Raw genomic sequence first — 14,304 nt, 5'->3', positions numbered from 1 at the left:
GAGAACTAAAAAAGAACTTGAAACAAAAAAGGAAATTAACTAAAAATAAAATATAGTGTTAACTAAAAAAATCTTAATCCCCGTATTACTCTTTTCATGTTTTTCTGCGAGCAGTCAAGTATCGTTTGGAGATTCAAAGAAAATCAATGACAATTGGAAGTTCAATCTTCAGGAAACTCCAGATGCAAAAAATACTGCTTTTGACGACAGCAAATGGCAACTAGTAAACGTGCCTCACGATTGGAGTGTAAAAGGACAATTAAGCCCTACATTGGCAAGTTGTCAAGGTTATTTGCCGGGCGGAATTGCTTGGTACAGAAAATCAATCAACATTCCGCAAAGCAAATCAGGAGAAAAAGTGTATTTGTATTTTGAGGGAGTTTACAACAGAAGCGAAGTTTTCATCAACGGACATTCATTAGGAAAACGTCCAAACGGTTATATTTCTTTCGCTTATGATGCAACAGAATTCGTGAAATTCGGCGGAGAAAATACGATTTCTGTTCGTGTTGACCATAGCCAAAGCGCCGATTCAAGATGGTACACAGGTTCAGGGATTTACAGAAATGTTTGGGTAGTGTATGCAAACCCAGTTCATATTGCGCAATGGGGCGTTTATGCATATCCAGAAGTGAAAAAAGGAGCGGGAATTTTAAATGTTGAGGTTGATGTTGAGAACGGTTCATCAGCAAAATCATCGTTAACAGTTGTAAATGAATTGTTTTCAAAAGATGGGAAATCGGTAGCAAAATCTTCTTCTAAAATTGAAGTTGCGGCTAAACAAAGCGGAAAAATTTCGGCTAAAATAAATGTCAAAAATCCACAATTATGGGATTTAGAGAATCCGAATTTATATGAGCTTAAAACAACAGTTTTAAAAGACGGAAAAGAAATCGACAAAACTGTAACTAAAACTGGTTTTAGAGATTTCACTTTCGATCCAAATAATGGTTTTGCCTTAAACGGAAAATGGATGAAAATGAAAGGTGTTTGTTTGCATCATGACGCCGGAGTTTTAGGCTCGGCAGTTCCAAGAGAAGTTTGGAAAACTAGATTAAAAACATTGAAAGAAATTGGCGTAAATGCCATCCGTACAAGCCATAATCCGCAAGCTCCAGATTTCTACGAACTTTGCGACGAATTAGGTTTATTGGTTTTAAACGAAGCGTATGACGAATGGGAATTCCCAAAGCGTAAATGGCTAGAAGGCTGGAACTATGGAACTCCAGGTTTTGAAGGTTCATTCGATATTTTCGCAGATTACGCTGAAAAAGATTTAGAAGATTTTGTACGTCGTGACAGAAATCATCTTTCTGTATTTGCATGGAGTATAGGAAATGAGGTTGATTATCCAAATGATCCATATTCGCACCCAGTTTTAGATAAAGGAAAAGACGGTTTCGGACAAGCGGCCTACGGTGGTTATAAGCCAGATGCGCCAGATGCAATGCGCCTTGGAGTAATTGCAAAACGTTTAGTTGCAACAGTTAAAAAATACGACAAATCGCGTCCTACAACGGCTGGTTTAGCAGGTGTTGCCATGTCGAATGAAACAGAATATCCAGGAGCTTTAGACATTACAGGATACAATTACACTGAAAGTAAATACCTGACAGATCATCAAAAATACCCAAACCGAGTAATCTACGGAAGTGAGAACGTTCATGATATGGATCCTTGGTTAGCAGTTAAAAACAACAAACATATTTTCGGACAGTTTTTATGGACAGGAATCGATTATTTAGGAGAATCGGGAAGATGGCCTTCAAGAGGATTTTACTCTGGTTTAGTTGATTTTGCTGGTGTTATCAAGCCTCGAGGATATTTCCGTCAGTCATTATGGTCAGATAAACCAATGGCTTATGTTGGAACTTATCCTTTAAAAAACGAAAAAGATATTTCTAAAGATGCATGGGCAATTTGGAATTACGAAGCGGGACAAAAAATCCGTGTAGTTTGTTATACAAATGCTGCAAAAACACGTTTGGAATTAAACGGAAAAGTGGTAGGTGAAACGAAACTTTACGACGAAAAAACTGGAATTATTTATTGGGATATTCCATTTGCTTCAGGAAAATTAGAAGCAATTGGTTTAGATGCCAATGATAAAGAAGTGAGCCGTTATGCAATCAATTCGACACAACAGCCGGTTGAATTGACAATTGCTGAAAAAGAAATCACAATCAGTAAAGACAAAGGTGTGGCTAAAATCATGGTTCAGGTAAAAGATCAAAATGGTCTTCCAGTTATGCTTTCAGATAATGAAGTAACTTGTACAGTTAGCGGACCGGGAACTTTGTTAGGACTTGAAGCAGGAAACAACAGCGACATGACCGATTATACAGACAATGTTCAAAGAGTTTTTCACGGACATATTGCTGCTTATATTCAGGCAACTGGAGAAACTCAGCCTATCAAAGTTACGTTTACAAGTCAGTGGTTAAAACCTGTAGAAGTGACGATTAACGTGAAATAAAAGCATTTTCTAAGTTCAAAAAAATAGTTAGTTATTTTAAATTTTCAATTAACCTGTCTGCTTTTTTGGTTAGCAGGCAGGTTAATTGCATTTTAAGAATAAAGTTTATTATATTTGAAGTGTAAATTTTACATTTATTAACATCTAACCACATTATAATGAAAATTAAGAATAGAATTACTCTGGTTTTAGGAGTTGTTTTTGTATCAATTTGTGCCAATGCTCAGACCAAAATATTTGGAAAAGAAGAATTTAAGCAATGGGCACAAACACCGCCAATGGGATGGAACAGCTGGGATTGTTACGGACCAACTGTAGAAGAACACGAAGTAAAAGCTAATGCCGATTATATGGCAAAAGAGCTTAAAAAATATGGTTGGGAATATATCGTTGTGGATATCAGATGGTTTGTTGAAAATGACAAAGCGGGCGGTTACAACCAGACAGATCCTCGTTATGTGATGGATAAATTTGGAAGATATTTGCCGGCTGTTAACAGATTTCCTTCTGCAAAAGACGGACAGGGTTTTAAACCTTTAGCTGATTACATTCATAAAAAAGGTTTGAAATTTGGGATTCACATTATGCGTGGTGTTCCTAAAAAAGCGGTTGAAGAAAAAATGCCAATCAAAGGAGCAAACGGAATTACAGCTGATCAAATCTATTCTACTGCCTTGCAGTGCGAATGGTTGAGAGACAATTACACTGTTGTGGCTGACAAACCAGGAGCTCAGGAATATTACAATTCTATTTTTGAATTATATGCACAATGGGGTGTTGATTTTATTAAAATCGATGATTTGTCAAGACCGTATCACGAAGGAGAAATTAACTTGATTAGAAACGCAATCGACAAATGCGGACGCAAAATTGTGTTGAGTACTTCCCCGGGCGAAACGCCAATTTCGGCAGCGCCTCACGTAAGCACGCATGCTAATATGTGGAGAATGGTTGACGACGTTTGGGACACTTGGCCACACATTACACATTTAATGGATGTGGCTCAAAAATGGTATCCGTACATTGCGCCGGGAACATGGCCAGACTGCGATATGATTCCGCTTGGACGTATTTCAGTACGCGGAGAACGTGGTGAAGACCGAATGACGCGTTTAACAAAAGACGAACAATATACCTTAATTACCTTCTTTAATATTTTTAAATCGCCTTTGTTTTTTGGTGGAGATTTACCAAGCAATAACGTTTTCACTTTATCATTATTAACGAATAAAGATGTCGTAAAAATGCACAATGAAAGTACAGCAGTAAAACAGCTTTTCCAGAAAGATGGAAAAATTGCTGTAACTTCAAAAAATGCTAAAAACGGAAGTGTTTATTTGGCATTGTTTAATATTTCAGATGTTGCGTCACAAAATGTTTCAGTAAATCTTTCCGATCTTGGATTTACAGGTTCAGCTGAAGTTTTAAATATGTGGACAGGTGAAAAATCTAAATTGTCTTCAAAAGAAATAGGATTAGAATTAAAACCTCACAGTTCTGTTTTGTATCAATTAAAAAGTAAAAAATAAATGAAAAGAATATTTTTTTGTCTGATATCATTAATAAGCCTTTCGACTTCTATACAAGCCCAAAATACAGCAAAAGGAGTTCCGCCCGTTATCGCCGAAAAGGATTTAACAGCCTATTTATTTGTTTATTTCACAGGAAATAAAGTCGAAGAAGAAGCAGTTCGTTACGCCATAAGTGCCGATGGATATCATTATTATCACTTAAATGACAACAAACCCGTTTTAGACAGCAAAGTAATCAGTTCAACCGGAGGTGTTCGTGACCCGCATATTTTGCGTGGTGACGACGGCAAAACTTTTTATATGGTTTTGACCGATATGACTTCGTCAAAAGGCTGGGATAGCAACCGTGCCATGATTTTGCTGAAAAGTACTGATTTGGTAAACTGGACAAGCAATGTCGTAAATATTCAGACAACTTTTTCTGGAAATGAAAACCTAAAACGCGTTTGGGCACCGCAGACGATTTATGATGCAAAAGCCGGAAAATATCTAATTTATTTTAGTTTACAGCATGCCGGAGGTCCAGATAAAATTTACTACGCTTATGCGAATAAAGATTTCACAGCTTTAGAAAGTGAACCAAAATTATTGTTTGTTCCAAAATCAGAAAGAGCTTGTATTGATGGCGACATTATTGAAAAAGATGGCGTGTATCATCTTTTTTATAAAACCGAAGGCGGAAAAGCAGGAATTAAAGTGGCTACAACAACTGATTTGACTTCTGGAAATTGGATAGAAAACGATAATTATCTGCAACAGACAAACGACGGCGTTGAAGGTTCAAGTGTCTTCAAACTAAACAATTCTGATGATTATATTTTGATGTATGACGTTTATACAAAAGGAAGATATCAGTTTACAAAAAGCAAAGATTTAGAGAATTTCACCGTTATCGATAATGACATTTCGATGGATTTTAATCCGCGCCACGGGACTATTTTACCTATTACACGTTCTGAATTAAAACGATTAACAGCAAAATGGGGAACGCCAGAGAAACTTCCAAAAGTAAATAATAATCCAGTTTTAGAAGGTTATTATGCTGATCCTGAAATTCTGTATTCAAACAAAACAAAAAAATATTACATCTACCCAACAAGCGATGGTTTTGATGGCTGGTCAGGATATTATTTCAAAACCTTTTCATCAGATAATTTGACAGATTGGAAAGACGAAGGGATTATCATCGATCTTAAAAAAGATGTGACTTGGGCAAACCGAAATGCTTGGGCGCCATGCATTGTGGAGAAAAAGATAAAAGGAAAATATAAGTATTTTTATTATTTCACAGCGGCTCAGAAAATTGGAGTTGCTTCTTCGGATAACCCGGCAGGACCATTTACAGACAGCGGAAAAGCTTTGGTAAGTACAAGACCAGAAGGTATTAAAGGCGGTCAGGAAATTGATCCAGACGTTTTTACAGATCCAAAAACTGGAAAAAGCTATTTATACTGGGGCAACGGATATATGGCTGTAGCGGAATTAAACGATGACATGATTTCGCTTAAAGAAGGAAGTACAAAAGTGATTAAAGTTGATAATACTTTCCGAGAAGGAACGTATGTGTTTTACAGAAAAGGAACTTATTACTTTTTATGGAGCGAAGACGATACCAGAAGCCCGAATTATAAAGTAAGATACGGAACTTCAAAATCGCCACTTGGCCCAATTGAAATTCCACAAAACAATATTGTAATTCAGGGAATTCCAGATCAGGGAATTTATGCTACGGGACATAATTCGGTTTTACAAATTCCAAATAAAGATGAATGGTATATTACGTATCATCGTTTTTCATATCCAACAGGAATAAAAATGGGCGATGCAGGAGGTTTTCACCGCGAAGTTTGTATGGATAAATTAGAGTTCAATGCTGATGGAAGTATTAAGCAGATTGTTCCGACGCATAGTGGAGTAAATGCTTTGAAAAAGTAAATTTCATTAGTAAATTTTAAGAAAAAAGCTGTTTCTATAAAATTTAGAAACAGCTTTTTTTTATAATATAAAATTAGCCTTAAGCAGTCTGATCATCAGTTTCAGCGTCAGGAGCATTTTTCTTTACAGATTCGATTCCGTTTTCTCTTGCGGCAACACTTTCGTACATTTCGCTAGATCCAATAATTTGTCCGTTGCTGGCTTTTAAATTAAAATAAGGTTTGCCATTGCTTGACTCTTTTCTGTCGTAGCGGCCGTCATCTTGCGAATTTGTTTTTACAGATTCGATTCCGTTAGTAGCGGCAGCCTTAGTAGTATAACCCTCGCTTGCTAAAATTGTCTGGCCATTTCCAGCTTTTAAATTGAATTGAAATTCTCCGTTGGCTCTTTTAGTAATTACAAATTTTCCCATGCAGTTTATTTTTAAGTTAACTAATTTATTTTGCTTCCTATAAAAATACAAAACTTCATCATATAATTGATATTGTAAGAAAAAATAATCGTTTAGTATTTGTTAAGTAATGTTTTTAAAAAGTAGGAAAATATTGTATATTTGAGAGGATGCTAAAATTTAAGGTTATGAAAAATGGATTCATTTTAATGCTGATTGCAATACAGCTGATTTCTTGTCATTCTAAGGTAAAACAAGAAGAAAATAAAATAATTGCTTTAGATTCAGTAAATGCTAAGATCGAAGAAAAATCGAAAGAAAATGTACTAGTTTATGAAGGAATACTTCCTTGTGCAGACTGCAGCGGTATCCAGACTGTTCTTAAAATTGATTTAGGAAACGGAACGATGGAAGCACAAAAGTTTAAGATTTCAAGTATTTACAAAGGAAAATCGCCTGAAAAAGAGTTTATTGAAAAAGGCAATTTTAACACTGAACGTGGTTTAGAAAACGACCCAAACGGAACAATTTTTATTTTAAATTGGGATAAACCTGCCGAAAAGCAAATTTATTACGGCTATTTGAGCACAGACAAATCAAAAATTTATATGCTCGACCGCGATAAAAAAATTATTAAATCGGAGTTGAATTATTTTTTGGAATTAAAAAAATAAAACACTCTAAAATACTTTATTAAATTGGAAATATTATAAACTTAAGCAATTTTCCTGTGCTTAAGTTTATAATATTTTTTACTTTTAGACTGTTAAAGAATCATCAGAAGTTTGTTTTGCTGATGAATAATTATTTTATGAAAGAAATCAGCGAAATTTTAAACGCTTATTCAGAAGCAAATGCAGCAGGAAAAAAAACAGCTTTGGCAACTGTAGTCAAAGTTGAAGGTTCATCATATCGCCAGCCGGGTGCCCGCATGTTGGTTACTGAAGATGGTTTGCTAACTGGCGCTATAAGCGGAGGATGTCTGGAAGGTGATGCATTGCGAAAAGCACTGCTTTCCATCAATCAAAAACAAAATAAATTAGTTACTTATAATACAAGCAATGAAGATGATGCCGAAATTGGTCTTCAGTTGGGATGTAACGGAATTGTGCATATTTTGTTTGAATACATTAATGACGAATTGGAGAATAACCCAATCCAACTTTTGAGCCAATTAAAAGCGGAAAGAAAAGAAGCGGTTGTTGTTACGATTTTTTCATTGAACAAAAGAGCAATTCAGATAGGAACAACCTTGTTTTTTAGAAAAGACAGTCCGACATTACATCATCATAATAATGTATTGAATTTGATTTCGGATGCGAAAGAAGTGCTCGAAACTAAAATAACTTCTATAAAAAAACTGCAGGAAGGCACAGATGACGAGGCTTTAATCGAATATATAAATCCGCCAATTTCGCTAGTAATTGCCGGCGCAGGAAATGATGTACAGCCATTAGTAAAAATGGCAACTTTATTGGGTTGGGAAATAACCGTTGGAGATGGACGGAGTGCTCACGCTACAAAAAAACGTTTTCCAAAGGCAAATCAGGTTTTAGTTGTAAAACCAGATGATTTTTTAGATACTATAACAATTGATGATCAAACGTATTTTGTTTTAATGACGCATAACTACAAGTATGACTTGGCAGTTTTAAGATTATTATTGAATACAGATTGCCGTTATATTGGAATTCTCGGGCCAAAATCAAAACTGAACCGAATGCTTGATGATCTTATGAGGGTAGGAATTAATGTAAATGAAGAACAGCTAAAAAGAATTCATAGTCCTGTAGGTCTAGATATTGGTGCTGAAACTTCTGAAGAAATAGCTTTGTCGATTATTTCTGAAATTAAAGCTTTTGCTTCGGGAAAAACGGGGACTTCCTTAAAATATAAGTCGGGAAAAATACACGATGAAATTCATTATGGAGCATAAAAATCAAAATAAAACAGGAATTGTAATTTTGGCTGCTGGAAATTCTTCAAGATTAGGACAGCCAAAACAGCTTTTGGGATATAAAGATTCTACGCTTTTGAAAAACACGATTGGAGAAGCTTCTTTAGTTCCAAATGCAAAAATTATTGTGGTTACAGGCGCAAATAATCAATTGATTGAAGAAGAGCTTGATCCGTCAAAAATAAGTATAAGTTTCAATCCAGATTGGGAGTCAGGAATGGCGTCTTCTATTGTGAACGGACTTCAAAAATTATTGACGTTATATCCTGATTATGAAAATTGCATTTTCGCAGTGTGTGATCAACCTTATGTTTCGAGTTTGATTTTTGAAAATTTGATTCAGGAACATTATAAAACTGAGAAAGGAATTATAGCTTCGGCTTATTCGGAAACATTAGGAACTCCGGTTCTTTTTTATAAAAAATATTTTGCTGAATTACTGGAATTAAAAGGGCAGGAAGGCGCAAAAAAAATAATCAGTAAATTTTCAGATGATGTCGTTTCTGTTTCGTTTGAAAAAGGAAATATTGATATCGATACCGAAGACGATTACAATAAATTGATGTCTGAGTTTTGAGTTTTCTCCCGCAGATTCAGCAAATTAAACAGATTATTTATTAAAAGTATCTATGTAAATCTGAACAATCTGCAGAATCTGCGAGAGCCTATAACTTTTTGAAAAAATCTATTGGCTTAACTGTTGAACTAAAGCCAAAACACGTTCAATAGTTTCATCAATTTCTTCAGAGGTGTTAAATTTTCCTAAACTGAAACGAATCGAACTCAAAGCATTTTCATCGGATAATCCCAAAGCTTTCAAAACATGCGATGGCTCTGATGTAACTGCAGAGCAAGAAGAACCATTGGAAACCGAAATATTTCCCAAAGCCAAAATCAACTGTTCTGAATTTACTCCCGGAAAACAGATATTTGAGGTATTGTAAATTCGGTCAGTAAAACTTCCGTTTACAAAAGAACCTTCAAATTGCAATAAACCAGTTTCCAGTTTATTTCGTAATTTTTCAATTCGTTTTTGATCTTCTTTCATTTCGTCCAAAGCGATTTCGCTAGCCTTTCCTAAACCGATAATTCCCGGAACATTGAGTGTTCCGCTTCGTAGTTTTCGCTGTTGATCACCTCCGTGCAATTGCGGTACCAGTTTAATTTTGGCTTTCGCCGAAATATAAAGAGCGCCAATGCCTTTTGGGCCATAAAATTTATGTGCCGATAAGGGCAAAAGATCAATCCCAAGAGCTTGAACATCAATCTGAATTCTCCCGACAGCCTGAGTTGCATCACACATAAAAAGAGCACCTTTTGAATGCGCAATTTTGGATATTTCTGCAATATTTTGAAAAACACCGGTTTCATTATTAGCCATCATAATGCAGACTAATACTGTTTTATCGGTAATGCTTTGATTTAAAACTTCAAGATCTAAAAAGCCATTAGCAGCGACAGGCAAATAAGTGACTTCAAAACCGATGGATTCCATAAACTCACAAGTTTTTAAAACTGCTTTATGTTCGGTTGCGACAGTAACAATATGTTTTCGGTTTTGATTTGCGAAACCTTTAATAGCAAGATTTATTGATTCTGTAGCTCCAGAAGTAAAAATGATTTCATCTTCCTGAGCACCAATAAGATTTGCGGTTTGCCACGTAGCATTTTCAACAGCTTCACTTACAGTCAGCCCTGCAAGATGACTGCTTGTGGCATTTGCATAAGAATGCGTAAAATAAGGAAGTATTGCATTCAAAACTCGTTCATCTACACGGGTTGTAGCATTATTATCAAGATAGATGATTGGCTGTTGAGACATAATTTTAGGTTGATCTTGTAAAAATAAAAAAATAAATCTGCTGTCCCTGTTTTTTTAACCATAAAGAACGCAAGGTTTTTTAACCTTAGTGATTTGTAAAATCGCAAAGTTCGCAAAGCTGCATGAATAGATCTTTGCGAACTTTACGTTTATTAACATAATGAATATCAAAATAACTTTGCGTGCTTTGCGGTTAAACCACACCACGAAATTGTAATTATTCTAAATAAAGCTAATATTTGAATTTTATAATTTTATGTGGTGTAAGATTGTTAAATTTGTTAGAATAACTAAGATGTTTTGCTAATTTTAAAAATAGACTGAATGGCTTCTAAAAAAACAAATCAGAGTAAAGAAACAGAGGAAAATTCAAGTTCCCGCCGTGACTTTATAAAAAAATCAGGACTTCTTACCGCTCTCGCTTTTACGCCGCCTTCACTGGTTATGGCATCTGAGAATAAATGGGATGAAAAAATAGCTGAATATTTAGAAACTGTTCCGCTTTCTATTGAAGTAAATGGTAAAAAACATAATCTTAATATCGAGCCCAGAACTACTTTGCTCGATTTACTAAGAGAACAATTGCATTTGACAGGAACTAAAAAAGGCTGCGACCACGGTCAATGTGGAGCGTGCACAGTTCATGTAAATGGAACCCGAATTTTGTCCTGTTTAACATTGGCGACTATGCAGCAAAATGCTCAGGTTACTACAATCGAAGGACTTTCGAAAGGAAAAAAACTGCATCCAATGCAGGAAGCTTTCATTAAACATGATGGTTTTCAGTGTGGGTACTGCACCCCCGGCCAAATTATGTCGGGAATTGCCTGTATTAAAGAAGGTCATGCCAATAGCAGAGAAGAAATTAGAGAATATATGAGCGGAAACATTTGTAGATGTGGTGCTTATCATAATATTGTTGATGCAATTACAGAAGTTAAGGAAGGAGGGATGCTGTCATGAAAAATTTCCAAATAATTAAGGCTTTATCATCTGGTTCTGCGGTTTCAAGCATCAGCAAAGAAAATTCGGCTATGTTTATTGCAGGAGGAACAAATCTTGTTGATTTGATGAAAAAAAATATCGCCGCACCTGATAAATTGGTAGATATTACAGCTTTGGATTTAAAAAAAATAGAATTTTTAAGCGGAAAAGTATCAATTGGTGCCTTAGCAAAAAATAGTCAGGTTGCTGAGGATCAATTCATAAAAGAAAAACATCCTTTATTGGCTTTAGCTCTTGCAGCTGGAGCATCGCAGCAAATCAGGCACATGGCAACCGTAGGCGGAAATATGTTGCAACGCACGCGCTGTTCGTATTTTTATAACACTGATATGCCTTGCAACAAAAGAACGCCAAAAAGCGGATGCGGTGCAATTGGCGGTTCAAACAGAATGTCGGCAATTTTTGGTGCATCTGAAAGTTGTATTGCAGTTCACCCAAGCGATATGTGTATTGCTTTGGCAGCACTGGATGCAACAGTTTTAGTAGAAGGCCCAAAAGGCAAAAGACAAATCAAATTTACCGATTTTCATCGTTTGCCAGGAAACACGCCTGAAAAAGACAATACACTTTCAGATAAAGAATTGATTACTTCAGTCGAAATTCCAGATAACAATTTCAATAAAAATGTACATTATTTAAAAGTGCGAGACAGAACGAGTTATGCTTTTGCATTAGTTTCTGTTGCTGCTGCTTTGGATATTCAAAACAATACGATTAGTAATGTTCGTCTGGCAATGGGCGGTGTAGCACACAAACCATGGAGACTGACAGAAGCAGAAGAATTTCTGAAAGGAAAAACGGTTTCTGAAGCAACCTTCAGACAAGCAGCAAATTTAGCAATGAAGGGGGCAAAAAGTTATGGAGATAATGATTTCAAATTGACTCTCGGACCAAATGCCATTGTAGAAGCATTAACTATAGCATCATCTAAATAATTGAATTATGAGCAAGACAAGTAATATTAATAGAGTAGATGGGTTTGCTAAAGTAACAGGTTCAGCTACTTATTCGGCGGAATATAAAACAGACGGGGTTGTTTATGCCTGTTTGGTCGGAAGTACAATTGCAAAAGGAAAAATAAAAAGCATTGATACTAAAAAAGCAGAATGGGCTCCCGGAGTTTTGGCTGTAATTACACATTTGAATGTGGATAAGCCATCTGGATATCAAAAAGCAAAAGACAAACATAATTTTGGACAACCACTGCAGATTTTTAAAGATGATTCGATATTGTATTACGATCAGCCAATTGCACTTGTAATTGCAGATACTTTTGAGCGTATGCAATATGCCGCAAGTTTAATTAAGGCAGATTATCTTAAAGAAGAACATTCAACTGAACTTAAAAAAGCAGCCAATAAAGAAAAGAAAGTCGAAACGGATAAAGGAAATGATTATCACCGTGGTGAACACGACGGTTATAAGAATGCTGAAGTTGTTTTAGAAACTGAATATACGATTCCAACGGAAGTTCATAATCCAATGGAATTAGCCAATATAATCGCAAAATGGGAAGGAAATAAACCAATTTTATATACCAAAAGTCAAGGTGTTGAAGGAACGCGCAGAAGTGTAGCAGGAGTTTTTGATGTTCCTGCGGAAGATGTTGAGGTGCATGCAGAATATATTGGAGGTGCATTCGGAATGGGATTACACACCTGGCCTTATGAAATTGCGGCTTTGATTGGTGCAAAAAAATTAAATCGTCCAGTGAAATTGGTTTTGCATCGTGAACAAATGTTTACGAATGTTGGTTTCAGGCCTTATACAATTCAGAAAATGGGTCTTGGTGCGACGAAAGATGGAAAACTCACAGGTTTGACACATGAAGCCGTTGCCATGACTTCAAGCTACGAAGATTTCATGGAAGGAACGGTAAACATGTCCCGATTTATTTATGATTGTGCCAATGTTTCAACGCGTTATCGCATTGTGCCTTTAGATACTTGTACGCCAATCTGGATGCGTGGTCCAGGCGAGGCAACGGGTTCATTTGCTTTAGAATGTGCGATGGATGAAATGGCTTTTAAACTAGATTTGGATCCGATCGAATTTCGTAAACGTAATTATGCCGAAAAAGATTTGGAACAAAATAAACCTTGGAGCAGTAAATATCTTTTGGAATGCTATGAAGGCGGAATGGAACGCATTGGCTGGAAAAACCGTAAAAACAAACCGGGATCAGTTCGCGAAGGAGATTGGTTAGTAGGATACGGAATGGGAACTGGGACTTTTGGCTGTTATAGAAGTCCAACTTCAGTGAAGGCTAAATTTTCTGCCGATGGGAATTTAATACTTCAGTGCAGTGTGAATGATATGGGACCAGGAACGGCAACGATGATGACTGCTATTGGTGCAGAAATTATGGGAATGCCAGTTGAAAATGTAATCATAGAAATGGGTAAAAGTGGTTTACCGAAAGGTCCTACACAAGGAGGATCGGCGACAACTTCATCTGTGGGTTCTGCAGTTCATGATTCTTGTAATTTATTAGTAAGCAAAATTCTTGGTTTGGCTAACGAAACACCGACTTTTAAAGGAACTCCAATTGCAGATTTGACTTTTGCTAATGGCGTAATTTCTTCAAAAGACAATTCAAAAACCGTTTCTTTAGCTTCATTATTGGCTGCAAATAAATTGGAAGATTTTGCAGTAGAAAACCAATCTAAAGGAAATGAAGAAGCTAAAAAATATTCAATTTATTCGTTTTCTGTCCACTTTGTAAAAGTTTTGGTTAATCCGAATATTGGAAAAATAAGACTAGCGCACGTAGTTTCTTGTGCTGATATCGGAACAGTAATCAGTCAAAAAACTTCAGCAGGACAAATGTTTGGTGGAGCAGTAGGAGGAATCGGAATGGGATTAATGGAAGCTTTAGAAATTGATCATCGTTTCGGTCGTCCGATCAATAATAATTTCGCCGATTATCATGTTCCTGTAAATGCTGATATTGAAAAACAGGAAGTCTTTTTTGTAAACAAAAAAGATCCAATCAGCAACCCAATGGGAACAAAAGGTTTGGGAGAAACAGCTTTAGTCGGAATGGCGCCTGCAATTGCAAATGCCGTTTTTAATGCAACAGGAAAGCGAGTGCGAGATTTGCCAATTACATTGGATAAGATTATTGAAACTGTAAAAGTTTAAGATAAAAAAAGAGACATTGAAAAATGTCTCTTTTTTTATCTG

General features: G+C 36.0%; 11 protein-coding genes. 9 read left to right on the top strand and 2 right to left on the bottom strand.

Annotation, left to right across the window (positions count from 1 at the left end; all coding sequences use genetic code 11):
• The first annotated feature begins 55 nt into the window (after positions 1-55).
• From ACWA1B_RS17070 to ACWA1B_RS17060, 3 genes are all read left to right on the top strand, one after another.
• The gene (locus ACWA1B_RS17070) at positions 56-2,476 is read left to right on the top strand and encodes a sugar-binding domain-containing protein (RefSeq protein ID WP_456908949.1); all 2,421 of its coding nucleotides are present in this window, start codon (positions 56-58) and stop codon (positions 2,474-2,476) included.
• A 158-nt stretch (positions 2,477-2,634) separates the two neighbouring features.
• Positions 2,635-4,005, top strand: coding sequence for a glycoside hydrolase family 27 protein (locus ACWA1B_RS17065; protein ID WP_456908947.1), 1,371 nt, complete (start codon positions 2,635-2,637; stop codon positions 4,003-4,005).
• Entirely contained in the window at positions 4,006-5,943 is a 1,938-nt protein-coding gene (locus tag ACWA1B_RS17060) for a family 43 glycosylhydrolase (protein WP_456908945.1), read from the top strand. It begins immediately after the preceding gene.
• Positions 5,944-6,022: 79 nt separating this feature from the next.
• Here the strand turns inward: ACWA1B_RS17060 and ACWA1B_RS17055 are convergent, their stop codons facing one another.
• The gene (locus ACWA1B_RS17055) at positions 6,023-6,355 is read right to left on the bottom strand and encodes a YegP family protein (protein WP_456908943.1); all 333 of its coding nucleotides are present in this window, start codon (positions 6,353-6,355) and stop codon (positions 6,023-6,025) included.
• Between the two features lie 167 nt (positions 6,356-6,522).
• On the opposite strand from ACWA1B_RS17055, the gene ACWA1B_RS17050 reads away from it, so the two are divergent.
• The 3 genes from ACWA1B_RS17050 (at position 6,523) to ACWA1B_RS17040 (ending at position 8,868) form a co-directional block, all read left to right on the top strand.
• Entirely contained in the window at positions 6,523-7,008 is a 486-nt protein-coding gene (locus ACWA1B_RS17050; RefSeq protein ID WP_456908941.1) for a copper resistance protein NlpE, read from the top strand.
• 137 nt (positions 7,009-7,145) lie between these two features.
• Positions 7,146-8,270 carry an XdhC family protein gene (locus tag ACWA1B_RS17045; protein ID WP_456908939.1) on the top strand — a complete coding sequence of 375 codons (1,125 nt, stop codon included), beginning with the start codon at positions 7,146-7,148 and terminating at the stop codon, positions 8,268-8,270.
• A complete protein-coding gene (locus ACWA1B_RS17040; protein WP_456908937.1) occupies positions 8,260-8,868 on the top strand; it encodes a nucleotidyltransferase family protein in 609 nt (202 codons plus the stop codon). The genes ACWA1B_RS17045 and ACWA1B_RS17040 overlap by 11 nt, the downstream gene beginning before the upstream one ends.
• Positions 8,869-8,976: 108 nt before the next feature.
• On the opposite strand, the gene ACWA1B_RS17035 is transcribed toward ACWA1B_RS17040, so the two are convergent.
• A complete protein-coding gene (locus tag ACWA1B_RS17035; RefSeq protein WP_456908935.1) occupies positions 8,977-10,113 on the bottom strand; it encodes a cysteine desulfurase family protein in 1,137 nt (378 codons plus the stop codon).
• A 324-nt stretch (positions 10,114-10,437) separates the two neighbouring features.
• Between ACWA1B_RS17035 and ACWA1B_RS17030 the strand changes: the two genes are divergently transcribed.
• Genes ACWA1B_RS17030 through ACWA1B_RS17020 form a run of 3 tightly spaced genes read left to right on the top strand, consistent with a single transcriptional unit; the run spans position 10,438 to position 14,262 of the window.
• A complete protein-coding gene (locus ACWA1B_RS17030; RefSeq protein WP_142452249.1) occupies positions 10,438-11,076 on the top strand; it encodes a (2Fe-2S)-binding protein in 639 nt (212 codons plus the stop codon).
• A complete protein-coding gene (locus ACWA1B_RS17025) occupies positions 11,073-12,053 on the top strand; it encodes an FAD binding domain-containing protein (RefSeq protein ID WP_456908933.1) in 981 nt (326 codons plus the stop codon). Before ACWA1B_RS17030 ends, ACWA1B_RS17025 begins: the two co-directional genes overlap by 4 nt.
• Before the next feature lie 7 nt (positions 12,054-12,060).
• The gene (locus ACWA1B_RS17020; RefSeq protein WP_456908931.1) at positions 12,061-14,262 is read left to right on the top strand and encodes a xanthine dehydrogenase family protein molybdopterin-binding subunit; all 2,202 of its coding nucleotides are present in this window, start codon (positions 12,061-12,063) and stop codon (positions 14,260-14,262) included.
• Positions 14,263-14,304: the final 42 nt, after the last annotated feature.

It is taken from the genome of Flavobacterium xizangense (assembly GCF_054075145.1).
The sequence above is the reverse complement of the archived record's forward strand: the minus strand, read 5'-3'. Positions and strand labels throughout refer to the sequence as shown.